Origin of the sequence: Marinobacter salinisoli (genome assembly GCF_017301335.1) — a bacterium.
Lineage (GTDB): Bacteria > Pseudomonadota > Gammaproteobacteria > Pseudomonadales > Oleiphilaceae > Marinobacter > Marinobacter salinisoli.
The window spans coordinates 2,869,518-2,894,111 of the sequence record NZ_CP071247.1; the positions used below are offsets into that span (position 1 = coordinate 2,869,518).

Below are 24,594 nucleotides of genomic sequence, written 5' to 3' on the forward strand. Positions count from 1 at the left end.
GCGGACCAACTCTAGCCCGGCCACCGGCTAACGAATTCATCAACCTCCGGCCGGGGCACCCTGGGCTTCTCAGCGACAACAGTACCGGTGTAGAGGAAGCCGATAATCTTCTCTTCGGAGGCCAGACCCAGGCCCCCGGCAACCTCCGGGTTATAGGCCACATCTCCGGTTCGCCACATCACCCCAAATCCGGCCTCCTGCAGCGCCAGGGCCAGGAAACTCATACCGGTCGCCGCTGACATCACCTGCTCGATTTCCGGAACCTTCGGATGAACCTTCGGCGAGGCAATGCCGACAATCACCATCGGCGCGCGCCCCGGCGCCTTGCGAAGCTTCGCCAGTTTCGCGGCATCGTCAGGATCGCCGCACGATGAGGCAAACAACTCACCAAGCGCGCCCAACCCATCACCCTCTATCACCAGGTAACGCCAGGGACGCAACAGTGCATGATCCGGAGCCCTGGCAGCACAGGCGAATGCTCGGTCCAAAACCTGCTGGTCCGGGGCCGGCGCCTGCAGCCTCGGTTCGGAAGATCGGTTAAGAAGAAATTCACTTACTGAAGTCATATCGTCTCGCCGGTTACTAAAGGATCAAATTCAACAACACGACAACACATGAATGCCGATTGCGTAAATTGTGAGTTACTTGTAATGCTGATAATCTTTAAACAATAGAAAATCAATCCAAAAAAAATATAAGCAGCCCGGACATAGCCCCATGAGTGACGCTCAGAGTTTCCGCAATTTTGCAGAATTCTATCCGTACTATCTGGAAGAGCACAGCGATGTCACCTGCCGGAGGCTGCACTTTGTCGGTAGCTTGCTGGTTCTGATCGTTGGTGCCTGGGCGCTGGTAACTGGCAAGTTTATCTGGTTGCTCAGCTTACCGTTAATTGGCTATGGCTTTGCCTGGGTTGGGCACTTCAAGTTCGAGAAAAACCGCCCTGCAACCTTCAAGCATCCCTTTTATAGCCTGATGGGAGACTGGGTAATGTTCAAGGATATGCTGGTTGGCAGGATTCGTTTCTAACATGCTCAGTACTCCGGCAGAATTACGGGCCACGACCAGCGCCCCCAGCAAACCCATGGGCTCCGACCATCATACGGTCGCGATTCCGCCGATGCCGGATTACAACGGCCGGGCCTTGGCCTACACAGCTGCGGCAGCCATGATCGTTACAGGCGTGCTGCAAAATGCCTTTCACCAATGGCAGCTGTGGCTGGTGGTTGCCGCCTTCGTCTGGCCGCACCTGGCCTACCTGCTTACCCGTCGCACGTTTTTACGGAAGTCGCCGCGCATTCGGCAGAAGATGCTGATTTTTGACTGCGTGGTGGGCGGTGCCTTTGTTGGCTGCATTGGCCTCGTTGCCATTCCATCGGCGTCCGTCGCACTGATGCTTATGTTCAGTTGCCTGATCGTCGGGGGCATTCGCCAGTGGATGCTGGGCACCGGCTTTCTTGTCGCAACCACGGCAGCAACCCTGGCGGTTGCCGGTGGCCCGGCGGAGAACTTTCATGCCCCGCTGTTAACCAGCATCGTTTCAATATTGGCAACGGGCATCTACATCTGCGTCACTGCCTACTACTCTCATCAGCAGGCCCAGGCCCTGATGCTGGCCAAAACCCAGATCCAGAATCAGCGAGAGCAGTCCATCGCCCTGTCCCATAAGTTGTCCAAGTACCTGTCTCCTCAGGTCTGGCAGTCCATCTTTACCGGGGAACGGGATGTTCGCCTCGAAACCCAGCGCAAAAAACTGGTCGTGTTCTTTTCCGACATCAAGGGCTTCACGGAGCTGTCCGAAGAGATGGAGCCCGAGGCGCTGACCGAACTGCTCAATCACTACTTCAATGAAATGTCCGAAGTGGCCCTCAAATATGGCGGCACCATCGACAAATTCGTGGGCGACTCCATCATGGTGTTCTTTGGCGACCCCACCAGCCGGGGGCAACGAGAAGACGCCATGGCATGCGTCTCCATGGCCATCGAGATGCGCAAGCACATGAAGATCATGCGCCAGAAATGGCGCAGCCAGGGTATCAAAACCCCGTTGGAAATCCGCATGGGTATCAGTACCGGTTACACCACCGTGGGTAACTTCGGTGCAGAGAACCGCATGGATTACACCATTATCGGCAAGGAAGTGAACCTGGCGAGCCGCCTTGAGTCTCTGGCTGAACCGGGAGAAATCCTTGTCTCCTACGAGACTTTCTCCCTGATCAAGGACCGGATCATGTGCCGGGACAAGGGCGAGATTACCGTAAAAGGTTTCGCCAAACCCGTCCCCATCTATGAGGTCGTCGATTTTCGCCGGGACATGGGGCCGAACCGAAGCTTCCTTGAACATGAGCACAGCGGTTTCGCCATGTACCTGGATTCGGAGAAGATTACCGAGAAAGAACGCCGGACCATACTGGCGGCCCTCGAAGACGCCGCAGACCGGCTTCGCCATGAAGAGGACGCAACCTGAGGCTTGGGCCCCGCCTTGCCCATCACTGGCGAATCAGACGAGGCCCTGCCCCCTGCTCTGGCTCGGTACTGCGCCAGGGATTGATATCAAGCCCCCCCCTGCGGGTGTAGCGAGCACAAACGGTCAACCTGGCTGGCTGGCACCGCGCCATCAAATCGGTAAACAGGGTTTCGACACAGTGCTCATGGAAGTCCTGTTTTTGCCGGAATCCGACGATGTACTCCAGCAATCCGGACCGGTCTATTTTCGGCCCGGTGTAACTGATCAGTACGGTCGCCCAGTCGGGCTGCCCTGTCACCGGGCAATTGCTTTTCAAAAGATGAGAGCACAGCCGCTCGGTGACTTCCGGCCCGCCCGCAGTGAGCGCATCCGGACGGTACTCGTAACCGATCTCAGTTACCGGCTCATCGTCAATGAGCTCGTATCCATCGGGCCGGCCGACCGCCTCGGCCGAACTATCCACACTGTTCATCGTCACATGCACGGCTGCACCGCAGGCGCTGGACAGGTCGCGGACAATCGTATCTTCCACTTGCTGAGCTGAAGAAAAAACGCTCTGATTGAACGAGTTAAGGTAGAGCTTCAGCGATTTGGACTCAATAATCGCCGGCGACGCTGCCGGGAAATGAATTTCTGCCCAAGCCACCTGCGGAACACCGTTGGGGCGAAGCCAGGACAATTCCCAGGCCTGCCAGACATCCTCGCCAAACCAGGGCCAGCGACCATCACTCAAACCGATGCGGCGACGGTTTTCATCCCGCGCAACCGGAAATAACAGGCCCGGATCGTAGCGTTCCGGGTATTCACTGGCCTTTCCCAGGGGTGCATCATGTAATGCCATAAAATTTCCTGAAATCAGTGTCGGATGCCCTTGCCTCGGGCAAGCATTCTCAACGCAACAAAAGCGAGGGCGGCGATGAATACCACAATCATGCCGAGCGAGACATACGGATTTACGTCTGATACTCCCAGAATGCCGTAACGGAAACCGTTAACCATATAAAGGATGGGATTGAGCAAGGAAACACCCTGCCAGAACTCCGGTAACAGATCGATGCTGTAAAACACGCCGCCCAGATAGGTCAAAGGAGTCAGGACGAAGGTTGGCACAATGGAAATATCGTCGAATTTGGTGGCCAACATCGCATTGATAAATCCCCCCAGTGAGAAAAGCGCGGAGGTCAGGAACACGATGACCATCATCATGGGCAAGCTGTGAATCGACAGATCAGTGAACGCAAGAGACAGGATGGTCACCAGAAGGCCAATGCTGAGCCCCCGGGCCATGCCACCGCTCACGTATCCTGCGAGTATCACCCAGTTAGGCACCGGCGATACCAGCAGCTCCTCGATGCTGCGCTGAAACTTCATGGAAAAGAAAGACGAGACGACGTTTGCGTAGGAGTTGGTGATCACAGCCATCATGATCAGACCCGGCACAATGAAGGCCATGTAATCGAAGCCTCCCATTTCCCCAATCCGGGACCCGATCAGGTTGCCGAAAATGATGAAATAGAGGGTCATGGTCACCACCGGAGGTAAAAGCGTCTGCGCCCAGATTCGGGTAAACCGGCGCACCTCCCGGGTCACGATGGTGGAGTAGGCGGTAAACATGGCGCTGGTTTTCATGCCACACCCTCCGAGCCCGCTTGGGCGTTTTCTTCGACCATACGAATAAACAGCTCCTCCAGTCGGTTCGCTTTGGTCCTCATGCTGATCACTTTGATGCCGAGCCGATCCAGTTGCACAAACACCGGGTTCAGGCCCTGCCCCTTTTCCACATCTACTTCCAGAGCTCCCTCACCATCGAGCCGACAGAGGAAGCCATCCAGTTCGGGCGCAGACTCCAGCGGAGCATCGGTATCCAGCACAAAGGTTTCGAGGCTTAACTCCTGCAGCAAGTCCCGTTTACTGGTGTTTTTCAAAATCCGGCCCTGGTCGATGATTGCGATATTTCGGCACAAAGCCTCGGCTTCCTCCAGGTAATGCGTCGTCAGAATGATGGTGGTTCCCTGACGATTCATCTCCTCAAGAAAGCCCCACATTGAGCGGCGCAGCTCGATATCCACACCAGCCGTGGGTTCATCAAGGATGAGCAGACGCGGCTCATGCACCAACGCCCTGGCAATCATCAGCCGGCGCTTCATTCCGCCGGATAGCATCCGGGCCGGCGTATTACGCTTATCCCACAAACCCAGTTTCTTGAGATACTTTTCTGCAGATACGGACGCCTGCCGAAGAGGAATGCCGTAATACCCGGCTTGTGTGGTGACGATGTCGAAGACCTTCTCAAACTGATTGAAATTGAACTCCTGGGGCACAACCCCGAGATTCATCTTCGCCTCGGACAACTTCGTATCGAGGTCACAACCAAACACACTGACCGTACCGGCCGTCTTGTTAACCAGTGACGACACGATGCCGAGGGTCGTGGATTTTCCGGCGCCGTTGGGGCCAAGCAATGCAAAAAAATCCCCTTCGGCCACCGAAAGATCAATCCCTTTCAGGGCCTGAAAGCCATCTCCGTAGGTTTTGGTAAGCCCGCGAATATCCAATGCGTGGGTCATAGGTGGTCCTGAGAGTCCTGGGCCGGGCACTTTACATCTCCGGCGCGTTTTGAATTCAGAGTCCCAATGATTGTGGCAAGCCTCGGAAATTCAAGGCTATGGGGATCAAAAGGGCCACCGTGTGAAGGTCAGAACTGAGACAGATTTCCCGATATAAAGATACTCCCGCCTTTATAATCCCGTTACAACAAATTACAAACGAACAGTCTGGCCTACGCTATTGCCAGCTGACTCGAAGGAAACGCGAGCACCACCATGAGATTTGTTCGACTGAACCTTTTTTCTCTCACCCTGGTTTCCACTCTGCTTCTGGCCGGCTGCCTTGACGTGAACAGCTCCGATGAAGCCAAGGATGACCGAAGCGTCGGTCAACTCAACTTTCATGGCATCAGCGGCCTGAGCTACCAAACCCAGAGCCAGAGCGGTGAGGTTACCGAGGAAGGCAAGTTCAAATACTACCCGGGCGAGACCCTGACCTTTTGGGTGGGCGATTTGCGAATCGCTCAGGATGTCCCGGCTCAGGAATTCGTAACTCTGATGGAGTTCTTGCCAGAAGTCAGAGCCCAATTAACCAATGCGGCAGCAGATGAAACCGGCCTCACCACACACAAGATTACCGAACAAGCGCTGTTAGAAAATAGCGCGCAACAGAACCTAATCAGATTCATTTTGGCTTTGAACTGGACATCCGAACTACCAAGAGGGCAACGAATCGACATCAGACAGCGAGTGATTGACCAACTCAACGCCATTCTGCCAACAGTAGAGGGAGGAGTTGACTTCAATATTCCCCAAAATGAGTTTGCCAATCGGGACAGCGAAAATCTCTCGCCGGCGAACCAGATTATTTCCCAGATTTGTTTTCACCCCGAGGATGACGAGCGCTGCGACACACCTCCTACATTGGCAGAAATTGAGAACGCTGATCCAGTTCCCGATGACCCCACCCTGATAGAGGAAGACAAAATCTACAAAGAGGATCTTCAAGCCAAGAGAAGCAGAATATTGCTTGCCAAACGGTACGTTGATCAAATCAAACTTGATGCGGCAAAAAGCTATATGACTGGAGAGCTAAACGGCATCACCACGGTGATCAGCAACCGTTACTACCTTGATGCTTATGTCGCCAATCATCTCGCTTCAGATACCGATATCAAGACTATCAAAATCCGGCCGATAGACGGCAGCGCCGACATCAGCGATTTAGACGCCCTGAGCACTCGCCCCAACGATGTCGTGCTCCACTCAACCAGCTGGCAAGAGGCGGAGGTAGAGTACTTCGTAGCGGGAAATCCGGAGGGGGAATCTGAGCTGCTCGTCAGTTTCCGCCCGGAAGACACCTACCGGTGGATCAAGAAGCAGCTCCGAGTAATTATCGAATAATCAGCCACTCAGAAGTCTGGCGAGACTCCAGCGGGACTCTCCGCCGGTCACATCGTAACGGGACGGATCAAGATTCTCGGTCCCGTTCGGCAAACACTCGCGGACAGTCAGCGACTCACTCGCATCACGATCCTCATTGAACCGAGCCAGATCAATCACCTTGGCGGATTTCAACGACTGGTGATGCGAATCGGTCATCACCATGACTCTTGGCCACAGACGCCGCTCCGGAGAGTGGGACATAACAATACCACGGCGCCCGTCTGTCAGCTCCACGAGGCTGCCTGTCGGGTAAATACCGATCGCTCGGATAAAGCCCTCTACCAGATCTTCCTGAAACTCGATGTTCCGCATTTCGTACAGCATGGCCACGGCCTTGGCCGGAGTCATCGGTTCGTAGGCCCCGCGCGGCGCAATCAATGATTCGAAAAACTCACCAATACCGGCAACCTTGGCCAGCAGAGGAATCCGGTCACCACGAATACCCCCTGGAAAACCGGACCCATTGTGACGCTCGCGATGGTTTTGAACCACGCTCATCACGGCCCTGGAAAGACCACAGTCGGCCAGTTTAGCGACACCTCGCGCAACATATTCTCGATATTGCGCATATTCATCGGCACTCATGTGCCCTTCGCGCTCAAGCAGCTCCTGAGGCAGAAAGCATTTGCCGACCTGGGACAAAAGGCATCCGAGGCCAAGATGGTTCAGAAGGGTTTCATTAAGGCCGAGGTGACGACCACATACCAGCGCCCACACCGCCGTGTTCATTGAGTGACGGTAAACGTAGTCGTCGTTTTCACGGATTCGGCTCAACCAGAGCAGAGCGTCCGGCTGCCGAACCACACTTGCGACCATCCTGCGCGCAATATCTGCAACCGGGCGAATGTCTGCTACCCCGCCATCGCGAATGGTGGCAAACAACCGCTGAAGCGCCATCTCAGCGTCGTCGAGTAAACGCCGGGAGGCTTTGATCTCTTTATCGAGGGGCACGTCTCTCGAATAGCTGACGGGCTCACGGATGCTCAGGGGGGGCAATTGAATCTCTTCCCGGCCACGGCGCTTTGCACTGCGACCAAAAACGGGAAGATTGCTCTCGGTCATCTCTTTGGGCTGACGAATTTCCGCAACGTCGATCATCACCCATTTGCAGTGGGAAGACAGCGCGCGAACGTCATCCTGAGAGCGAATGTAAAAGCCTTGAATGGGGAAAGGGGTCTGGTGCCAGGGCCGGTCCAGGTCGGACACATACATGCCCACTTCCAGATCCTGAACCATGATTTTCCGCTGCTGGACGCCCACACATCACCTCATTAAGAAATTTTCCTTACATAGCATTGTCGGCAATTGCCCGGAATACTCCACAACAATTCGGTAGCACATCGTAACTCCAGGACAACAAAGTGTTCCAATGCCGCTCGAAAAGAAACAAAGTGTAGCTTTGTGATACCAGTCACGCAGACAATTGTCCGTCACTCATCATCACAAACCGATTCGTCCAATTCCGGCAAACGAGCCCGCAACGAGCCTCGCGGCGCGGTGCGGACATAAACACGATAAGGCACGGGAGACGCCCTGATATAATCAATGTTTTTTTCTTCCTCGCCATCCGGCAGTGAGACCAGCAGCGGAGAACAGGAAACCAGCAACTGCAATTCTTCACCGAGCTCAGGAATCGTTATTTCCGGCTGACCAGGCTCGATAGCAAGACATTGCACCCCCTCCCCCTTCACCGGAACACCGGTTGGCGCATGCAGATCCAAACCCTGCTCTCCACAGGCGCGAATGCCGGCACCGCAGGCACCGGCGCCAGAATCGCCATCATCCCTCAAGCGCCAGATCCGGTCACTGCACTGGGCTTCCATCTTTATGGCAGTTGCCTTGTCATCAACGAACCACCAACTCGGATAATCCGCGGTTTGCCAGGAAAGGCGTATTTGGCGGGTCTCTCCGGCAGATACCTCGGCAGGGAACATTGCGTAGTGGGAATAGTAAGAGGCACAACCCTGCAGCATCAGGGGGAAAAGGAGCCAGCAACAGCGTTTCATCACATCTTCCATTATTCGAACTGCAGTCCATAACCATCAGCGGTTCGGCGAACGATTTCCATAGAAAGAACCGGGGCCGGAATCGGAAGCCCCTGCACCTGCACGGTCACATGGTCACCTATCGCTGCCTCAAAGGCCTGCTCTTCAACAACGATGAAAACGCCGCCATCGGAGATGTCACGAGTCGCAAAAAGGTATTCCCCAAGTTCCGGATGCACAACCTTCACTTTGGCGTTCATGGCGGTACGAATGTGCTGTCTTCGATCTTGGCCTGCCATACTGCAATTCCTGAGATTTCTGTATTGTTTTTAAAAGCTTCCGAAGCATACCACCATTTCAAAAAAAATATGCGAACCAGCTATTGACTCCAACACAAATACAAATGAGAATGGTTGGCGTTTCCAGTTGGCCCGGGCAACCCCTGGTCAGGCACTTTGATTTTGACAAGGATCCATACATGAAAAAGACACTGACCGCGACCGCACTCGCTGCGCTCGCATCGCTGCCGCTTCAAGCAACCGCTGATGGTGAAGTCAATATTTATTCATACCGCCAGGCGTACCTTCTGGAGCCCCTTCTTGACGCGTTTAAACAAGAAACCGGCATCGACACCAATGTTGTGTTTGCCAAGCAAGGTTTGGCCGAACGCCTCGAGCGCGAGGGCCGCAACAGCCCGGCGGACGTTGTCATGACCGTGGACATTTCCCGTATTAACGAGCTGGTCGAGCGGGATTTGGTGCAGGGCGTAGACAACGAAACCCTGAACGAGAACATCCCGGAAAACCTGAGACATCCCGAAGGCAAATGGTTCGCCCTAACGACCCGCGGCAGACTTATCTTCGCCTCCAAAGAGCGCGTTGAAGAAGGCGAAATCACCACCTACGAGCAGCTGGCCGATGACAAATGGGAAGGCCGGATCTGCACCCGCAGTGGTAAGCACCCGTACAACATCGCTCTGATCTCCTCAATGATTGCACACCACGGCGAGGCAGAAACCGAGGAGTGGCTGAAGAATGTGAAAGACAACCTGGCCCGTAAGCCTCAGGGCGGAGACCGGGATCAGATCAAAGCGATCGCCGAAGGTGTATGCGATCTGTCCATCGGCAACAGCTACTATTACGGCAACATGCTTCAGGATGAAAACCAGCGTCCGATTGCCGAACAGGTTCGCCTGGTGTTCCCCAATGCCGAGGACCGCGGCACCCACGTGAACATTAGCGGTATCTCGCTCACCAAGAGCGCACCAAATCGAGACAACGCCATCAAGCTGATGGAGTTCCTGTCTTCCGAAAAAGCCCAGCAGGTATACGCGGAGGCCAACACCGAATACCCTGCGAACCCGAGCGTGACACCCTCTGGGCTCGTGGCGGAGTGGGGCCCGATCAATCCTGACGACCTGTCTCTGCAAGAGATCGCCACCAACCGGGAAGCTGCCGTGAAAATGGTGGACCGGGTCGATTACGACGGCGAGTAAGATGGCGCGATGCCGCAGGGCAACCCCGGGTTGGGGTTGCCCTGCGGCTCTGTCATTGCAGGCAATGAGCGACCTGTCTACAATCCCAACTCCGCTCATTTCGACGTATCAGGATCACTATGACCGAGGCCGTTTCCAGCACTGACGCCGGGCTCCACCAGCCCCTGCTGGCAAAACGCACCTCACGCCGGTGGCTCTTTTCCGCACTGGCCACCACGGCCATCGTCGCCCTGCCCGTACTCTCTGTCATTTTCCTGGCGTTTTTCCCGGAAGAAAACATCTGGCCTCACTTACTCGAGACCACGCTTCCGCGGTATCTCGTGACCACCGGCAAGCTAATGCTCGGCGTTGGCGTTCTCACACTCGTGATTGGGCTCGCAACAGCCTGGACGGTCACGATGTGCGATTTTCCCGGCCGAAAATTCTTTGAGTGGGCCCTGCTACTACCTTTTGCCGTTCCTGCCTACGTCATTGCCTATGTCTACACCAGCCTTCTGGACTATGCCGGACCGGTGCAGTCCGCACTACGGGATTGGTTCGATTGGTCCAGCGCCGGTGACTACTGGTTTCCGGAGATCCGGAGTCTCGAGGGCGCCGTGCTGATGATTGGGCTGGTGCTGTATCCTTATGTCTACCTTTTGGGACGCGCCGCCTTCCTTGAGCAGTCTCCATCCCTGTTTGCCGTTAGCCGCAGCCTCGGCCACTCCGCAGTCAGCACCTTTTTCCGCGTCGTACTGCCCATCGCCCGCCCTGCCGTCGCAGTCGGCCTCTCTCTTGTGTTGATGGAGACCCTCAACGATTTCGGAACGGTAGATTTCTTTGCCGTGCAAACCCTCACCGCCGGGCTTTTCGATACCTGGATGAACCTGGGAAACCTTGGCGGGGCGGCGCAAATTGCCACCACCATGCTGGTGTTCGTGGTACTGCTGGTCACTCTTGAACGCTATTCCCGCCGGCGCCAGCAGCAATTTGCAGCGCGGGACAATCGTGACCCGATCCAGCGTTTTACCATGTCATTTCCGCGTCAACTGGTGTGTGTCGGAGTCTGCCTGCTGCCCGTTCTCTTCGGCTTTATTATTCCGGGCGCCACCCTGGGGCTCTACGCATGGGAATACTTTGAAGAGAGCTGGAACCCGGATTTCGTTCAGAACACTTTGAACAGTCTGTTTCTGTCCGGAACGGCCGCACTGACGACCCTACTGATCGGTATCACCCTCGCCTACAGCCGCCGGCTGCATAACACTCGTGGCATGCGTGTTTTAATGCGCCTGTCCAGCCTGGGCTACGCGATGCCCGGCGCCGTGCTCGCGGTGGGGGTGATTGTGCCATTGGCCGGTTTTGATAACTGGCTGGACAGCTGGTCCCGGGAAGTCTTTGGTTTCAGCACCGGCCTGTTATTGAGCGGATCGGCTTTCGCCGTTGTGTTTGCCTACACGGTGCGCTTCCTCGCCGTGTCTGCAGGTAGCGTCGAAAGCGCCCTGCAGAAGATTACTCCGAGTATGGATATGGCCTCGCGTTCCCTCGGTCACTCGCCGGGCCAAACACTGGTAAAGGTGCATCTGCCAATGCTGCGCGGAACCTTGCTGACGGCGGCTCTGGTGGTATTCGTGGATTGCATGAAAGAACTGCCCGCGACACTGATCCTGCGGCCGTTCAATTTCGAAACGCTGGCCACCTACGTCTACCAGTTTGCATCAGACGAACGCCTCTATCACAGCGCGCTCCCGGCACTGATTATCGTATTGGCCGGGATCATCCCGATTATTGTCATGAGCCGATCAATCTCCAATACCCGTTCCATTGGCTAGGAAACCGTTCCCGGCAGCAGCACTTCAGAACGACAGCTTTGAGCGTGCATCCTGAACCACCAGCCGGCCACTCAAGACCGCGCAGGCATCTCCGGTCGGGTTTCGGGTAGGACGCCCGCAAAAGACTTCGGCAACCAGCTCAAGACGGCCTTTGCCGTATCGGGCGAGACTTTTACGAAATCGCTCCGACACCTCGCCCTGCGGCAACCGGCACACCGCATAGAAATCGCCATCGACGGGCAACCGGTAATCAATATCCCCATGCTGAATGACAACCGCGCCACTCAGTCCGAGATCCGCCAGAGCTAGCTCGGTCAACCCCCAGGCAGCGGTCACCGCTACCGAATAGACGCTCCCGCCAAACCCCGTGTGCTGATGATTTCGGTTGGGGGCCAGCGGCGCTGACAACACGAACGTGCGGCCATCCCAAGACTCCAGCCTTATCCCCAGTGCCCGGCTGAGCGGTATCTCTTGATGAATTCGTTTTTGCAGCAGGTCCAGCTGACTCATTTCACCCTCCTGTACCAGACAACAGCTTAAGCCTCTGGCTTCACGTCACCAATCAGACTTATGTCGGCTCTAACGAACTGAGGCCCGGCAATGCCGGGCCTCTGCTTACCACGAGGTCTCGTCGCCAATCATTGCCAGATGACAGGCTGGCGCTTGGCGTACCAGTTATCCACTTTTTCCTGGTATGCATCTTCAACAACGTTACGCTTCAACTTCAGCGTCGGCGTCAGGAAGCTGTTCTCCACCGACCATTCATCGCTAACCACCGTGATGAACGCCAGTTGCTCATGCGGATCAACGCTTTTATTCACTTCCTGAATCAGGTCCTTGAAACTTGCCTCCAATTCCTTCCGGAAGTTTTCATCCGCCGCCTTCGGACGGATCTCTTCCCCCAGCACCACCAGCGCGTGCGGCTGAGTCTGGTTTGCGCCGGAGACGCACACCATTTCAATCGCATCGTGCGACATCAGTCGGTTTTCAATCGGTGCCGGCGCGATGTACTTGCCTTTGCTGGTCTTGAAGATTTCCTTAATCCGCCCGGTCAGCTTCAGACGACCAAGCTCATCAATTTCGCCCTTGTCACCGGTTTTCAGGTAACCGTCTTCCGTGAAGGTTTCACGGGTTTTTTCCTCATCTTTGTAATAACCCATCATGGTCGCCGGGCTCTTTACCAGTACCTCTCCGTTTTCGGCAATTTTCACATCAACGCCCGGCAGCGCTTCGCCGACATAGCCAGTGCGGGAACGGCCTGGACGATTCATGTGCGAGTACGCGAAGTTTTCAGACATTCCGTAGCCCTCAAGCAACTCCAGCCCGAGCGCGCGATACCAGTCCAGCACGTCGTTGGAAAGCGGTGCGGAGCCGCTGCCCGCCAGTTTGACCTTGTTCAAACCAAGACCTTTCAGAATCTTCTTTTTGATCAGTTTGTTCACCACCGGCATGCGCATCAGGCGCTCCAGCTTCTGCTTGGGCACCTTCTGCAGAACACCGTGCTGGAACTTCACCCAAAGGCGCGGCACCGAAAGGAACAACGTCGGACGCGCGCGCTGAAGATCCTGAACAAAGGTATCCAGTGATTCGGCAAAATAGAGCTCGAAACCGGCATACAGCGAGCCCAACTCGACAAAGGTACGCTCGAAGACGTGCGCCAGCGGCAGGTAGGACAACATGCGCTCTTTCGGACCCAGGTTCAGGACCTGGGTACCCCCGGCTGCGGAAAACGCCATGTTCCGGAAACTCAGCATGACGCCCTTAGGCCGCCCAGTGCTACCCGAGGTGTACACAATGGTCGCGAGCTCGTCCGGATCGCGTTGGGTTTTGCCCTCTAACGGTGGGAAGGACGCAACGATATCATCCCAGGTTTCAAAATCGTTGGGAGGGCTCAACGGATAGGAAATACAACGCACAGACTCAGGCACGCCAGGCTTCATCATATCCCAGTCGTCCAGCTTGCCAACGAACAGAACATCGCATTCGGCATGGTTCAGGATGTAATTGACCGTATCGGCGTTCAGGGTCGGGTACAGGGGCACCGAAATATGGCCCGCCATCCAGATCGCCCAGTCGGTCATGATCCACTGTGCGCAGTTTTTTGAAATCAAACCAATGCGGCTCTTTTCCGGAAGATTGAGTGATTTCAGGTAGGATGCCACGCGCCGCGCCTCGTCAACGGCCCGTCCCCAGGTGTACTCCGCCACCTTGCCATCGCCGAGGGGCTGAGTCATATAGAGGGAATCGCCTTGAGTGGCCTCCCGTTGATACACCAAATCCAGGGGAAGTCTGTTGGTTGTGTCCATGAATCTTCCTTTTATTCGTCCATGTGTTAGAGCGGGTAATTTTTTATAAGACTTTCGTAGCGTATTTGACCACAGTATGGAATAGCAAAGTGTGACGAAGCCAAAACTATTCGGCTTGGGCGCCTCGTTACACAGCCCCTGAGATTCCGCACCCCCAAGCCCAAACGCCTGTGGTAAACTTGCCGCCTTTCGTCATTCTGAGTTTTGTAAATCCACCCATCCAGACAAAAATTCGGAGACAGGTACATGGCCAAACGAAGCCTGCGCACCCTGATCGGTGCCTCACTGCTGGCAGCAGCAAGCCTGGTGCAAGCACAGGAATCCCGCACCGTTGCAATCACGCAGATTGTTGAACATCCCGCCCTGGATGCCGTTTATCAAGGTGTTAAGGATGAATTGGCAGAGCGCGGGTTCAAAGAAGGTGAAAACCTGACCGTCATGCACGAAAGCGCTCAGGGTAACTCGGCTATCGCAGCCCAGATTGCCCGAAAGTTTGTCGGTGAAAGCCCGGATGTGATCGTTGCCATCGCCACGCCTTCCGCGCAGACCGTTGCTGCTGCAGCGCGGGAGATTCCGGTGGTGTTTTCTGCCGTGACCGACCCCGTCGGCGCCAAGCTAGTCAGTAACCTGGAAGCGCCGGGCGCAAACATTTCAGGTGTCAGCGATATGTTACCTATCGACAAGCATCTGGATATGGTGAACAAGGCCCTGCCCGACGCAAAGCGGATCGGCACCGTGTATAACCCCGGTGAAGCCAACGCGGTGTCTCTGGTGAATCTGCTGGAAGAGCGACTGGAAGCCCGGGGCATGACCCTGGAGAAAGCTGCGGCAACCAAAACATCCGAAGTTCTCGGTGCAACCCGTTCGCTGGTTGGAAAGGTCGATGCTATCTACCTCACCACGGACAACACCGTCATCAGCGCGGTTGAAGCCGTTATTTCGGTTGGTGAGCGCACCGACATGCCGGTATTTGCCGCAGATACCGCAACCGTTGATCGCGGTGCAGTAGCCGCGATGGGCTTCAACTACTACAATCACGGCCGTCAGACTGGCGCCATGGTTGCCCGGGTACTTGAAGGCAAGGCACCCGGCGACATGCCAGTCGAAACCATGGAAACACTCGACCTTCACGTGAACCCTTCTGCAGCGGAACGCATGGGCATGACCCTGCCTCAAACGCTGATCGACGAGGCACAGAAGGTTATCCAGAACGACGAGTAAAAATCCGATGACAGCGGGCGGAGTCCCCTTCAATGGGGCCCGCCCGCTTTTTATTTATAGTGATACAGACCCATGCTCAGTGAAATCGCACTTTATGGCGCCATTGAAACCGGCTTGATCTACGGCCTGGTGGCGTTCGGCATCTACATCTCATTCCGCGTACTCGATTTTCCAGACCTGACGGTTGACGGCAGCTTCCCGCTCGGTGCGGCCGTTGCCGCCATGCTGATCATCAGCGGCTGGAACCCCTGGCTTGCCACCGGTGCTGCGGTGCTGGCGGGTATGGCTGCTGGCGCGGTCACCGCGCTGCTGAACGTCAAGCTCAAAATTCTGAACCTTCTGGCCTCCATTCTGACCATGATCGCGCTCTACTCGATCAATCTACGGGTCATGGGCCGCCCGAACGTCGCCCTGCTCAGCGAGGAAACCGTACTGACGCCCTGGTACGATCTGGGCCTGGCCTTTCATCAGGTGCCCGTTGTCCTGTTCCTGATCGTGGTGGGTGTCAGCCTGGTATTGTTGTGGCGCTTTATGAAATCGGAAACGGGATTGGCCATGCGTGCGACCGGCGCCAACCCCAGAATGGCCCGGGCACAGGGTATCGCCACCGGCGCCATGATCGTACTTGGCATTGCCGTTTCCAACGGGCTTGTAGGCCTGGCCGGCGCGCTGTTCGCGCAAAGCCAGGGGGCGGCGGACGTCACCATGGGCGTGGGCGTCATTATCATCGGCTTGGCCTCCCTGATTGGCGGTGAAGCAGTGATCACACCCTCCAGCGTTCTGCGCGCGCTGTTTGCCTGCGTTATCGGCGCCATCGTTTATCGACTCGCGATTGCCTTTGCGCTCAACGCAGACGTGCTGGGCCTGCAGGCGCAAGACCTCAACCTGATCACCGCCATTCTCGTCACCCTGGCGATTGTCCTGCCGGGCGTACGCAGCTCTGTGGTCAGCAAATTCACCCGTAATAAGGCCTGAGGAGGCAACATGATTAGTGCAAGCGATCTCCGACTGACCTTTGGGAAAGGCACCCCGCTGGAGAACCCCGCGCTTCGGGGTATGAGCCTGACAGTTAACCAGGGTGAATTTGTTACTGTCATCGGCAGTAACGGCGCAGGAAAATCGACCTTCCTCAACGCGCTGTCTGGTGAGGTCATGGTCGATAGCGGCGAAATCATTGTCGATAACGTCGATGTCACCAAGCTGCCCACCCACAAGCGTGCCGGAATGGTTGCCCGGGTGTTTCAGGACCCACTGGCCGGAACCTGCGAAGCCCTCAGCATCGAGGAAAACCTCGCCCTGGCGATCAAGCGAGGCCAGCGCCGGGGGCTGACATCTGCCGTCAAAAAGCAGTACCTCGAACAGTTCCGGGACAGTCTCTCCTCCCTCAAGCTGGGTCTGGAAAATCGCCTGGGCGATAAAATGGGTCTGCTCTCCGGTGGACAGCGCCAGGCCGTAAGTTTGCTGATGGCGAGCCTGACCCCCTCCAGCATACTTTTGCTGGATGAACACACCGCAGCGCTCGACCCCAAAACCGCCGCCTTCGTGCTTGAGCTGACCACCAAAATCATCGACGAGCAAAAACTGACCGCGTTGATGGTAACTCACAGCATGAAGCAGGCACTGGAAGTGGGCACTCGCACGGTGATGCTCCATCAGGGCCAGGTTGTCTTCGACATTGAAGGTGAACAACGAGAAGGCCTCGAAGTCAAAGACCTGCTCGGACTGTTCGAGAAGCAGCGCGGCCTGGAAGTCGATGATGACAGCCTGCTTTTAGGCTAGCGATTGGGCCAGCGCTCGAACAGAAGAGGCGGGGTAATTCCCGCCTCTTTTCGTTGGGAAACCGCAACAACTGTAACCCGATGGTGAGCTTTGTTTGGATATTTTTTAACCACAACATATAGTGGTTTCTACTCAAGAGCCGGGAGCCTAGATTTCATCGGGGTTTCAGCCATGCAAGCCTTTCATGATTTATTTTTTTGCTTCTAGCCCCCTCTTCAATAGTTCCGATCTTCTTCACAGAACACTATATCCTGTTATACTTCTTTCAAATTCGACCCATATATGGGGTCAGCCCACTTTCTGGACACAATCCTCCGGGCAGCCCTGAAGGCGGCTCCACACGGGCCTTCGAAGATGAATCTGACCAGGATTCATCCCCGAGACAGCAACACCAACCACTACATATTGTGGTCTTCGCACTGCTCGGACCGACAGACATTTGAAGTTAAAAGGGCGCAGTACGGTCCAAAAATATCGGCTGCGCATACAAAGACGCGTACATACTGGCATTATCAAAGGGGTGGCAATGAACGCTAAGGCACAAGCTGTGGTTACAACAATTCCGATGCAGGAAGCTTCGCTGGACATCTGGAACAGCAAATACCAACTAAAAACAAAAACCGGCGAAGCCGTCGATAAGGACATCAACGCAACCTACGAGCGTGTTGCCAAGGCTCTGGCCGAGGTCGAAAAGAAAGCCGATCGCACCAAACATATGAAGGACTTCATCTGGGCCCTTCAGAACGGAGCTATTCCCGCTGGCCGTATCACGTCCAATGCGGGCGCGGAAGCGCACAAGCCGGCCACCTCCACCATCAACTGCACCGTATCTGGTTCTATCAATGACTCCATGAACGATATCCTGGAGAAGAACCACGAGGCAGGCCTGACTCTGAAAGCCGGCTGCGGCATCGGTTACGAGTTCTCTACCCTGCGCCCGAAAGGTGCCTACGTTGCCGGTGCCGGTGCCACCACCTCTGGCCCGCTGTCGTTCATGGATATCTTTGACCGCATGTGCTTCACGGTGTCCTCTGCCGGTGGTCGCCGCGGTGCGCAGATGGCGACCTTTGACGTTCACCACCCGGACGTAATCGACTTCATTCAGGCCAAGCGTGAAGACGGCCGCCTGCGCCAGTTCAATCTGTCACTGCTGATCACCGAAGACTTTATCGAAGCCGTTCGCAACGGCGACGACTGGCATCTGTCCTTCCCGGTGACCCAGAAAGAAGTGGCAGACGAGCAGCTTGACCTCACTGATAGCAGCCAGTTTGTCTACCGCGACTTCCCGGTGCTGGATGGCTACGTGATGAACGACGAGGGCAAGGTAGCGTGCCGCATCTACCGAACCCTGAAAGCCCAGTTCATCTGGGACACCATCATGACCTCGACCTACGACTACGCCGAACCAGGTTTCATCCTGATCGACAAAGTGAACCAGATGAACAACAACTGGTTCTGCGAGGATATCCGGGCCACCAACCCGTGTGGCGAGCAGCCCCTGCCCCCTTACGGCAGCTGCCTGTTGGGCTCGGTCAACCTGACCAAGTTCGTGGACTACCCGTTCACCGACAAGGCCAGCTTCAACTACGAGAAGTACCGTAAGGTAGTGGGTATCTTCACCCGCATGCTGGACAACGTGGTAGAGATCAATGGCCTGCCGCTCGAAGAGCAGCGTCACGAAATCACCCACAAGCGCCGTCACGGCATGGGTATCCTGGGCCTGGGTTCCACCCTGGCGATGCTCCGCATGCCATACGGCTCTGAAGAGTCGGTACAGTTCACCGAGGAAGTCGTTCGTGAAATGGCGGTAGAGGGCTGGCGCCAGTCCCTGACCCTGGCTGAAGAAAAAGGCCCGGCCCCAATCATGAACGAAGAGTTCGAAATTACACCGAAAATGATGCGTAAGTGCCCGGAGCTGGCCAACGATGGCTACAAGCTGGGTGATAAAGTAAAAGGCCGCATCCTGCACGCAAAGTACAGCAAGTACATGCAGCAGATTGCGAACCTGGAGCCTGAGCTGATCAAGGAATTGGCGGAGAAAGGGGGTCGGTTCACCCACCACACCTCCATCGCGCCGACGGGGACCATCAGCCTGTCGCTGGCCAACAACGCCAGTAACGGGATCGAGCCGAGCTTTTCGCACCACTATGCACGTAACATCATCCGTGAAGGCCGCAAGACCAAAGAGAAAGTCGACGTATTCTCGTTCGAATTGCTGGCCTACCGTCAGCTGGTGAATGCGGGCGCGATGCCGTTCTCAGATGAAGAGGACAAGAAGCTTCCGTCTTACTTCACCACCTCTGACGACGTAACGCCGCAGCAGCATGTGGACATCCAGGCCGCCGCTCAGAAGTGGGTAGATTCCTCGATTTCCAAGACGGCCAATGTTCCGACAGACTTCGAATATCAAGATTTCAAAGATATCTACCTGTACGCCTATGATAAGGGCCTGAAAGGTTGCACAACCTTCCGCTTCAACCCGGAGGCGTTCCAGGGCGTACTGGTCAAAGAAAAAGATCTTGAGAACACGATGTACGAGTTCACCCTGGACGATGGCAGCAAAGTTACCCTGAAGGGTAACGAACAGGTTGAGTACGATGGCGAAATCCACACCGCCGCGAACCTGTTTGACGCGCTGAAAGAAGGCACTTACGGCAAGTACTGATCCGGGAACCCGACTAAGGAACACGAACATGACAGTGAAAATCAGCAACAAAATCGTCGGCTACCGCGTAAAGAAAGCCGATGCAGACGCCAACAACGCCGCGGTTGCTGCCCAGCCGCAGGAACAAGCGCCCGTCAAGATGAATGAGAACATCGAGCGGCCAGACTTCCTGCTGGGCACGACCTACAAGATCAAGCCGCCGGTGGCTGAGCATGCGATGTACATCACCATTAACGACATCCTGCTCAACGAAGATACCGACCATGAGAGCCGGCAGCCCTACGAAGTGTTCATTAACTCCAAGTCCATGGAGCACTTCCAGTGGGTTATCGCCCTCACCCGCGTTATCTCCGCGGTGTTCCGAAAGGGTGGTGACGTGACCTTCCTGGTCGAAGAGCTGCGCTCTGTTTACGATCCGAACGGCGGTTACTTCAAGAAAGGCGGCGTATTCATGCCATCGCTGGTCGCCGAAATCGGCGCGGTGATCGAGAAGCACCTGAAGGCTATCGGTTTGCTGGAAAGCGAAGAGATGAGCGAAACCACCAAGCGCATCCTTGCTGAAAAGCGTGCCGAGTTCGAGGCCAGCCAAAGCGCGGCTACCAATGATGAGAAAAGCAGTGACTACCCTGCCAACGCCACCATGTGCGGCAAGTGCAGCACCAAGGCTGTAATCGTGATGGACGGCTGCGCTACTTGCCTATCCTGCGGAGACAGCAAGTGCGGTTAAGGTGACAACCTGACGCACTAACGGAAAAGCCCGACAGCGAACGCTGTCGGGCTTTTTTATTGAGTGAACCAAAAAATCTGTTCAATGCCCCCAAAGACCAGCCTCGATCAGTCGCTGTCTCTTACCCATCGGTCGCCTTCCTTGTGATATTCCTTTTTTACGGCGGCCCAGGCGACCTTGTGCGCCGTCTCCTCACGACCTGCATCACCCCTCCGGTCGGACCGGTCCTTGTATTCCTCCCAGGCCGAATTAAACGCTTTTCGGTAAATCTCCTGAGCATGTTCGGGCAGGTTGTCTTGCACCCCTTTGGGCAGCTCAGAATTGCTGGCATACGGCATGAACTCATACTCCTTTTCAATCCATTTCTGGGGAGAATTATGGATCAACGTCGATTATCTGCTTAATCCCGGGCTCCTCGTCACACAAGCGACCTTTTGCAACAACCGCGTCCTCAAGAGCCCCGATAGCCCACTCCTGTCGGTGCTGGTTGTTGTGGCCGTGCTCTGGCTGCTAGCAGGGGTTGCGCTTTCCTTCCTGTGAGAGATGCGCACACCCCTGCCAGCACCCATCCGGATGAGCATCAGGGGCTTTCGGCAGCCACAACGGTCATCTCAACCAAAATCTCAGGCCTAGCCATGCGAGCCTCGACACACGCACGGGCGGGCTTGGGCAGATCTTTCACCCATTCATCCCAGACCGCGTTCATCGCAGCGAAATCCTTCATATCACGGATATAAATCGTAACTGAAAGAATGCGATCCGAAGAGCTGCCCGCGTCAGCGAGCAGATTCTCGACCTTCTTGAGGCATTCCGCAGTTTGCCTGCCGATATCCCAGTCCGCCTCGCCGGCGGTCTGACCGCACAGATATACGGTTCCGTTATGCTTCACAATACGGCTCATTCTGTCGGTCGACTGGATGCGCTGAATGTCTGACATGGTTGTTCTCCTCAAAAGCGGGCAAGTTTCTCAAGACCGCCTAGTTTACACCGCCTCCGTACCAGGCAACCATCCGGATCAAGCACACTCGCCCCAGACCCTTCCCGTCCACAAATTCACGACCAGGTCGAGCTTTACTCGCAAGGCCACGTGCTACCATCGTTGAATCACTGTAATCGCCAGATTCAAAAAAACATAAACATCAGAGAGGTATAGAGGTGTCCAGCTTCACCGTTGAGTACTCGTTCAGTGTGCCGCAATCACCCGTCAAGCGGTTTCTTCTGAAGCAACTTATCCGTTACATCGGCTATGTGCTGACAACGGCCTCAATCGTGTTTTGGGGCGGAACGTTTCTCACGCTGACAGGCTTCTACTCTCAAGACACCGTCGCCGCTATCATGGACCTGCTTGTGGCATGGGGAGGCGATATGTTTGCGCCATTGGCTCAGGGTGGCCACCTGGTTTTGGGCACCGATCCAAACCAGGTGGGCGCAAACGATGTCAACGGTAATGACGCGTTACTTTATATTGCCGGGTGGATTTCATTATTGCTGTATTTTCTTGATTCATTGTGGGCGGGTGTTTCCGGTAAAACGATTTCTGTATCTCCGACGACCAAATTCCGTATCGTTCGACACCTCTCAGCCTTGGCATTCCTGGCGATTCTATTCAGTAGCGTATTGCGATTTGAATCGGGCATGGCGCCGGACTCCCTGTTTATGTCCGGTTTTATCGCCGTTTTTATTTCGCCGATGCTCTTGCTGAGCGGCTATTTCCTGGTCTTTATCAATGAACTCGCTGCCAAGGCCGTTGAGTACGTGGACAATGGGGCTTAAGTGTTAATCACTGCCACCCGCTGCCGTTTATCTTCCAAACGCTTCCAAACCGGCAGCATCACTAACTTGATCACAGTGGGCAAAAACCTTTGCCCGCTGCGATCACCCAACAGCACGAAGGGACCTTGCCCCCCACTTACCCCTGCGCCTTCTTTTTTGCTTGGCCCTTTACGGGTTCATCCTTCTCTGCCGCCAACTGACGAACCCGCTCGAAATCTTCCTCGCTGAACACACCGTTCACGCCAGAAATGGCCGCCAGTTTCATACCGTGTTTCAGGCCCATCTTGTAGATTTCGCGGACTTTCTCCCATTCGATATTGCGCCCCAACGTGAAGTTTTCAAAACGCCCTTCCAGGGCCAGCACGATGGTTTCCGCAAGGCACGCATAGGCGATGCCATCGGGCAGGCCAATGTCTTTCATATGTACTCGACCTGGCAGCTGAATTTCGCCGGACTCGATGACCAGCACATCGGGACGCTTGGCCACATCCTCCGCCGGAATATCCAGCGGGCGAGCCACATCGGTGATCACGCAGCCGGGTTTCACCTTCATGATATCCAGGATACGTTTACCCGCACCTGAGGTAGCGGTAACAATCATGTCCATGTCGGCAAGATTCCGATCGGCTGATCCGGCGATGTGTACCGTTGCCCCGGGCGTTTCCGCTTCGATGCTTTCTTTCAGCGCCAGCAACTTGGCCGGTTCTGGCGCGGCCAGATATATTTCATCTACCGCCTTTGCCAGCAGGCGGGCGCACACCGAACCAATGGCACCGGTAGCACCCACAACCATTGCCTTGCCGGCCATCTTGCCACTCTTGCCGACGCGCACGCGGCCGATCTTCTTGACTGCATCGTGGGCGGCCCACAGGGCGCCAGAGGCGCTGTAGCTATTCCCGGTGGTAATTGGAAGCGGGGCGCGCTTGGCCACGGTAATACCCGCATCCCCCACCACCTTGGTGAAAGCGCCCAGCCCCATCACCTGAGCACCGAGCTTCTTGGCCAGTTTGGCGGCCTGTAACAATCGGCTGTAGGTGAATTCAGGGTCGTGGGCCATGATTTCCTTGGGCGTGCCACCGACAGTAATCAGCCAGCCTTCCACCTCGTCCCCGGTTGGCGAAGTGATGCCACTGACCTTGGAATAAAGGAACGGCGGCGTGTAAGCCACGGCTTTTTCCACCAGGTTCATGACGCCTTTGGGGGAGACATTGGCAATCCAGTCCAGCGGCGGAGTCTTGGTCAGGTACTGTTGGGACAACGGGTGGATGACGAAAGCGAATCGATTCACCCGCCGATAGGCATTTGGGTAAATTATCCGCGGCTCAATGCCCAGTTTCTGAATCACGCTCAGGTAATCATCGGCGGCCAGCTGCTCTGGGGTACGGGCCAGCGCGGCACTGATCATCGCCTCCATGACGTTCGTGCCCACCGGGCGGTCTTCCAGCCAGGGACTGTAATCCACCACCATGGCCACATTCCGGGCCTTCAGCCAGTCGAGCGACGAGTCAGTCACGCGGGAAGTAATAATCGTTTTGCCATCAAGCTGTTTCTGCCCCATGCCCTCAAGATCGCCAATCGAGGCCACAATCACGTGAGCAGATTCCACCGCATCACTCAGAGAGCTTTTCACCATGCCCTCGGCAAGGCGATACAGCGGATTGTGTAGGGCCATCTCTACAGCACGGGCCGCCACCGGACGGTACATAAACGGAGCGCTGATGCGGGTGTAGGTTTCCAGCTGGCTGAGAGAGGTAAGCAGGTAAGGAACACCAAAATCGGTATACGGATCAGCAAAAAACAGGTTGTCCGTATGCTCTTCCAGCGCACGGGCAATGCGGTAACTGGCCTGGCCGTTAAAGCACAACACCCGGGCGTTGTCGAAGAAGTGTCCGAGCTCCGACTGGGTATGCCGGACCGCCCATTCCTGCAGAATACCGCGCAACCCCGAACCGGTGGTGACCGGCTTGTCCGGTATGCAATCTTCCAGTCGGGCCGTATCGGGATGCAGCAGCTGCTCCTTCCCGACCTGGTAATGATCGTGAATCATGCTCAGGCCAATGGCATCGGCCTGCTCGCGCACCGACTCCAGCAGGGTTTCGGCCCGGCCGAGGTCACCGTCCGACCCCAGACGTATCACCCGGAAAGGCTGACCCAGGAATTCCGTCTCCAGCTGGTAATCGTATTCCGAAGAGCCTTGGCTGACGCTGACGACCGTTTTCATAGTTCTTACCTGTGCAAATTATGTTTGTTGTGCTGAAACGAAGGGTAAAACACTATGCCGCCGCTTTCCTTTGCCCAGATCAAATTTCAGACCCTCAACTTGGGTCTACAATGAAAGCGAAAATTCCACATTTCCGACAACCAATGCATCAGCCA

General features: G+C 55.7%; 23 protein-coding genes. 11 read left to right on the forward strand and 12 right to left on the reverse strand.

What is annotated here, in order from left to right; genetic code table 11:
• Nucleotides 1–11: 11 nt before the first annotated feature.
• Nucleotides 12–566, reverse strand: a complete 555-nt coding sequence (locus tag LPB19_RS13060; protein ID WP_206643335.1) for a nitroreductase family protein — start codon at nucleotides 564–566, stop codon at nucleotides 12–14.
• Between the two features lie 151 nt (nucleotides 567–717).
• Between LPB19_RS13060 and LPB19_RS13065 the strand changes: the two genes are divergently transcribed.
• Together LPB19_RS13065 and LPB19_RS13070 are read left to right on the forward strand one after the other, a co-directional pair.
• Nucleotides 718–1,029, forward strand: coding sequence for an Mpo1-like protein (locus tag LPB19_RS13065; protein WP_206643336.1), 312 nt, complete (start codon nucleotides 718–720; stop codon nucleotides 1,027–1,029).
• 1 nt (nucleotide 1,030) lies between these two features.
• Entirely contained in the window at nucleotides 1,031–2,467 is a 1,437-nt protein-coding gene (locus tag LPB19_RS13070; RefSeq protein WP_206643337.1) for an adenylate/guanylate cyclase domain-containing protein, read from the forward strand.
• 22 nt (nucleotides 2,468–2,489) lie between these two features.
• Here LPB19_RS13070 and queF read toward each other — a convergent pair whose 3' ends face one another.
• The 3 genes from queF to LPB19_RS13085 are packed head-to-tail and all read right to left on the reverse strand — an operon-like array spanning nucleotide 2,490 to nucleotide 5,034.
• Nucleotides 2,490–3,308, reverse strand: a complete 819-nt coding sequence (gene queF, locus LPB19_RS13075; protein ID WP_206643338.1) for an NADPH-dependent 7-cyano-7-deazaguanine reductase QueF — start codon at nucleotides 3,306–3,308, stop codon at nucleotides 2,490–2,492.
• Nucleotides 3,309–3,322: 14 nt separating this feature from the next.
• Entirely contained in the window at nucleotides 3,323–4,096 is a 774-nt protein-coding gene (locus tag LPB19_RS13080) for an ABC transporter permease (protein ID WP_206643339.1), read from the reverse strand.
• Entirely contained in the window at nucleotides 4,093–5,034 is a 942-nt protein-coding gene (locus tag LPB19_RS13085; protein WP_206643340.1) for an ABC transporter ATP-binding protein, read from the reverse strand. The genes LPB19_RS13080 and LPB19_RS13085 overlap by 4 nt, the downstream gene beginning before the upstream one ends.
• Before the next feature lie 255 nt (nucleotides 5,035–5,289).
• On the opposite strand from LPB19_RS13085, the gene LPB19_RS13090 reads away from it, so the two are divergent.
• Nucleotides 5,290–6,417, forward strand: coding sequence for an organic solvent ABC transporter permease (locus LPB19_RS13090; RefSeq protein ID WP_206643341.1), 1,128 nt, complete (start codon nucleotides 5,290–5,292; stop codon nucleotides 6,415–6,417).
• Here the strand turns inward: LPB19_RS13090 and LPB19_RS13095 are convergent, their stop codons facing one another.
• From LPB19_RS13095 to LPB19_RS13105, 3 genes are all read right to left on the reverse strand, one after another.
• Nucleotides 6,418–7,695, reverse strand: a complete 1,278-nt coding sequence (locus LPB19_RS13095; RefSeq protein WP_228289113.1) for an HD-GYP domain-containing protein — start codon at nucleotides 7,693–7,695, stop codon at nucleotides 6,418–6,420.
• A gap of 194 nt (nucleotides 7,696–7,889) precedes the next feature.
• Nucleotides 7,890–8,465 carry a hypothetical protein gene (locus LPB19_RS13100; RefSeq protein WP_228289114.1) on the reverse strand — a complete coding sequence of 192 codons (576 nt, stop codon included), beginning with the start codon at nucleotides 8,463–8,465 and terminating at the stop codon, nucleotides 7,890–7,892.
• An 11-nt stretch (nucleotides 8,466–8,476) separates the two neighbouring features.
• Nucleotides 8,477–8,743 carry a PilZ domain-containing protein gene (locus LPB19_RS13105; protein ID WP_206643344.1) on the reverse strand — a complete coding sequence of 89 codons (267 nt, stop codon included), beginning with the start codon at nucleotides 8,741–8,743 and terminating at the stop codon, nucleotides 8,477–8,479.
• Between the two features lie 179 nt (nucleotides 8,744–8,922).
• On the opposite strand from LPB19_RS13105, the gene LPB19_RS13110 reads away from it, so the two are divergent.
• Together LPB19_RS13110 and LPB19_RS13115 are read left to right on the forward strand one after the other, a co-directional pair.
• Entirely contained in the window at nucleotides 8,923–9,939 is a 1,017-nt protein-coding gene (locus LPB19_RS13110) for a Fe(3+) ABC transporter substrate-binding protein (RefSeq protein WP_206643345.1), read from the forward strand.
• A gap of 119 nt (nucleotides 9,940–10,058) precedes the next feature.
• Nucleotides 10,059–11,747, forward strand: coding sequence for an ABC transporter permease (locus tag LPB19_RS13115; RefSeq protein ID WP_206643346.1), 1,689 nt, complete (start codon nucleotides 10,059–10,061; stop codon nucleotides 11,745–11,747).
• Nucleotides 11,748–11,771: 24 nt separating this feature from the next.
• On the opposite strand, the gene LPB19_RS13120 is transcribed toward LPB19_RS13115, so the two are convergent.
• Both LPB19_RS13120 and LPB19_RS13125 read right to left on the reverse strand, forming a co-directional pair.
• The gene (locus LPB19_RS13120) at nucleotides 11,772–12,257 is read right to left on the reverse strand and encodes a thioesterase domain-containing protein (RefSeq protein ID WP_206643347.1); all 486 of its coding nucleotides are present in this window, start codon (nucleotides 12,255–12,257) and stop codon (nucleotides 11,772–11,774) included.
• A gap of 128 nt (nucleotides 12,258–12,385) precedes the next feature.
• On the reverse strand, nucleotides 12,386–14,053 hold the full coding sequence (locus tag LPB19_RS13125) for an AMP-binding protein (RefSeq protein ID WP_206643348.1): 1,668 nt from the start codon (nucleotides 14,051–14,053) through the stop codon (nucleotides 12,386–12,388).
• A 246-nt stretch (nucleotides 14,054–14,299) separates the two neighbouring features.
• Between LPB19_RS13125 and LPB19_RS13130 the strand changes: the two genes are divergently transcribed.
• The 5 genes from LPB19_RS13130 (at nucleotide 14,300) to LPB19_RS13150 (ending at nucleotide 20,445) form a co-directional block, all read left to right on the forward strand.
• On the forward strand, nucleotides 14,300–15,274 hold the full coding sequence (locus tag LPB19_RS13130; protein WP_206643349.1) for an ABC transporter substrate-binding protein: 975 nt from the start codon (nucleotides 14,300–14,302) through the stop codon (nucleotides 15,272–15,274).
• A gap of 72 nt (nucleotides 15,275–15,346) precedes the next feature.
• Nucleotides 15,347–16,249, forward strand: coding sequence for an ABC transporter permease (locus LPB19_RS13135; protein WP_206643350.1), 903 nt, complete (start codon nucleotides 15,347–15,349; stop codon nucleotides 16,247–16,249).
• Between the two features lie 9 nt (nucleotides 16,250–16,258).
• Nucleotides 16,259–17,053 carry an ABC transporter ATP-binding protein gene (locus tag LPB19_RS13140; protein ID WP_206643351.1) on the forward strand — a complete coding sequence of 265 codons (795 nt, stop codon included), beginning with the start codon at nucleotides 16,259–16,261 and terminating at the stop codon, nucleotides 17,051–17,053.
• 526 nt (nucleotides 17,054–17,579) lie between these two features.
• Nucleotides 17,580–19,718 (forward strand): adenosylcobalamin-dependent ribonucleoside-diphosphate reductase, encoded by a 2,139-nt coding sequence (locus tag LPB19_RS13145; protein ID WP_206643352.1) that lies wholly within the window; start codon nucleotides 17,580–17,582, stop codon nucleotides 19,716–19,718.
• 28 nt (nucleotides 19,719–19,746) lie between these two features.
• A complete protein-coding gene (locus tag LPB19_RS13150; protein WP_206643353.1) occupies nucleotides 19,747–20,445 on the forward strand; it encodes a TSCPD domain-containing protein in 699 nt (232 codons plus the stop codon).
• 107 nt (nucleotides 20,446–20,552) lie between these two features.
• Here the strand turns inward: LPB19_RS13150 and LPB19_RS13155 are convergent, their stop codons facing one another.
• Complete coding sequence (locus tag LPB19_RS13155; RefSeq protein WP_206643354.1) at nucleotides 20,553–20,783, reverse strand: ChaB family protein; 231 nt, start codon at nucleotides 20,781–20,783, stop codon at nucleotides 20,553–20,555.
• Between the two features lie 242 nt (nucleotides 20,784–21,025).
• A complete protein-coding gene (locus LPB19_RS13160; RefSeq protein ID WP_206643355.1) occupies nucleotides 21,026–21,382 on the reverse strand; it encodes a RidA family protein in 357 nt (118 codons plus the stop codon).
• A 218-nt stretch (nucleotides 21,383–21,600) separates the two neighbouring features.
• Between LPB19_RS13160 and LPB19_RS13165 the strand changes: the two genes are divergently transcribed.
• Nucleotides 21,601–22,218, forward strand: a complete 618-nt coding sequence (locus LPB19_RS13165) for a hypothetical protein (protein ID WP_206643356.1) — start codon at nucleotides 21,601–21,603, stop codon at nucleotides 22,216–22,218.
• A gap of 136 nt (nucleotides 22,219–22,354) precedes the next feature.
• Here the strand turns inward: LPB19_RS13165 and LPB19_RS13170 are convergent, their stop codons facing one another.
• Entirely contained in the window at nucleotides 22,355–24,439 is a 2,085-nt protein-coding gene (locus tag LPB19_RS13170) for a dehydrogenase (RefSeq protein ID WP_206643357.1), read from the reverse strand.
• Between the last annotated feature and the right edge of the window lie 155 nt (nucleotides 24,440–24,594).

Bases quoted from the DNA above. Each gene is read 5' to 3' on its own strand.
- LPB19_RS13140 (WP_206643351.1), top strand. From the start codon at position 16,259: ATGATTAGTGCAAGCGATCTCCGACTGACCTTTGGGAAAGGCACCCCG.
- LPB19_RS13060 (WP_206643335.1), bottom strand. From the start codon at position 566: ATGACTTCAGTAAGTGAATTTCTTCTTAACCGATCTTCCGAACCGAGG.
- LPB19_RS13095 (WP_228289113.1), bottom strand. From the start codon at position 7,695: ATGGTTCAGGATCTGGAAGTGGGCATGTATGTGTCCGACCTGGACCGG.
- LPB19_RS13160 (WP_206643355.1), bottom strand. From the start codon at position 21,382: ATGTCAGACATTCAGCGCATCCAGTCGACCGACAGAATGAGCCGTATT.
- LPB19_RS13100 (WP_228289114.1), bottom strand. From the start codon at position 8,465: ATGAAACGCTGTTGCTGGCTCCTTTTCCCCCTGATGCTGCAGGGTTGT.
- LPB19_RS13110 (WP_206643345.1), top strand. From the start codon at position 8,923: ATGAAAAAGACACTGACCGCGACCGCACTCGCTGCGCTCGCATCGCTG.
- queF (WP_206643338.1), bottom strand. From the start codon at position 3,308: ATGGCATTACATGATGCACCCCTGGGAAAGGCCAGTGAATACCCGGAA.
- LPB19_RS13090 (WP_206643341.1), top strand. From the start codon at position 5,290: ATGAGATTTGTTCGACTGAACCTTTTTTCTCTCACCCTGGTTTCCACT.
- LPB19_RS13105 (WP_206643344.1), bottom strand. From the start codon at position 8,743: ATGGCAGGCCAAGATCGAAGACAGCACATTCGTACCGCCATGAACGCC.
- LPB19_RS13130 (WP_206643349.1), top strand. From the start codon at position 14,300: ATGGCCAAACGAAGCCTGCGCACCCTGATCGGTGCCTCACTGCTGGCA.
- LPB19_RS13070 (WP_206643337.1), top strand. From the start codon at position 1,031: ATGCTCAGTACTCCGGCAGAATTACGGGCCACGACCAGCGCCCCCAGC.
- LPB19_RS13135 (WP_206643350.1), top strand. From the start codon at position 15,347: ATGCTCAGTGAAATCGCACTTTATGGCGCCATTGAAACCGGCTTGATC.
- LPB19_RS13115 (WP_206643346.1), top strand. From the start codon at position 10,059: ATGACCGAGGCCGTTTCCAGCACTGACGCCGGGCTCCACCAGCCCCTG.
- LPB19_RS13145 (WP_206643352.1), top strand. From the start codon at position 17,580: ATGAACGCTAAGGCACAAGCTGTGGTTACAACAATTCCGATGCAGGAA.
- LPB19_RS13120 (WP_206643347.1), bottom strand. From the start codon at position 12,257: ATGAGTCAGCTGGACCTGCTGCAAAAACGAATTCATCAAGAGATACCG.
- LPB19_RS13170 (WP_206643357.1), bottom strand. From the start codon at position 24,439: ATGAAAACGGTCGTCAGCGTCAGCCAAGGCTCTTCGGAATACGATTAC.
- LPB19_RS13085 (WP_206643340.1), bottom strand. From the start codon at position 5,034: ATGACCCACGCATTGGATATTCGCGGGCTTACCAAAACCTACGGAGAT.
- LPB19_RS13065 (WP_206643336.1), top strand. From the start codon at position 718: ATGAGTGACGCTCAGAGTTTCCGCAATTTTGCAGAATTCTATCCGTAC.
- LPB19_RS13080 (WP_206643339.1), bottom strand. From the start codon at position 4,096: ATGAAAACCAGCGCCATGTTTACCGCCTACTCCACCATCGTGACCCGG.
- LPB19_RS13150 (WP_206643353.1), top strand. From the start codon at position 19,747: ATGACAGTGAAAATCAGCAACAAAATCGTCGGCTACCGCGTAAAGAAA.
- LPB19_RS13155 (WP_206643354.1), bottom strand. From the start codon at position 20,783: ATGCCGTATGCCAGCAATTCTGAGCTGCCCAAAGGGGTGCAAGACAAC.
- LPB19_RS13125 (WP_206643348.1), bottom strand. From the start codon at position 14,053: ATGGACACAACCAACAGACTTCCCCTGGATTTGGTGTATCAACGGGAG.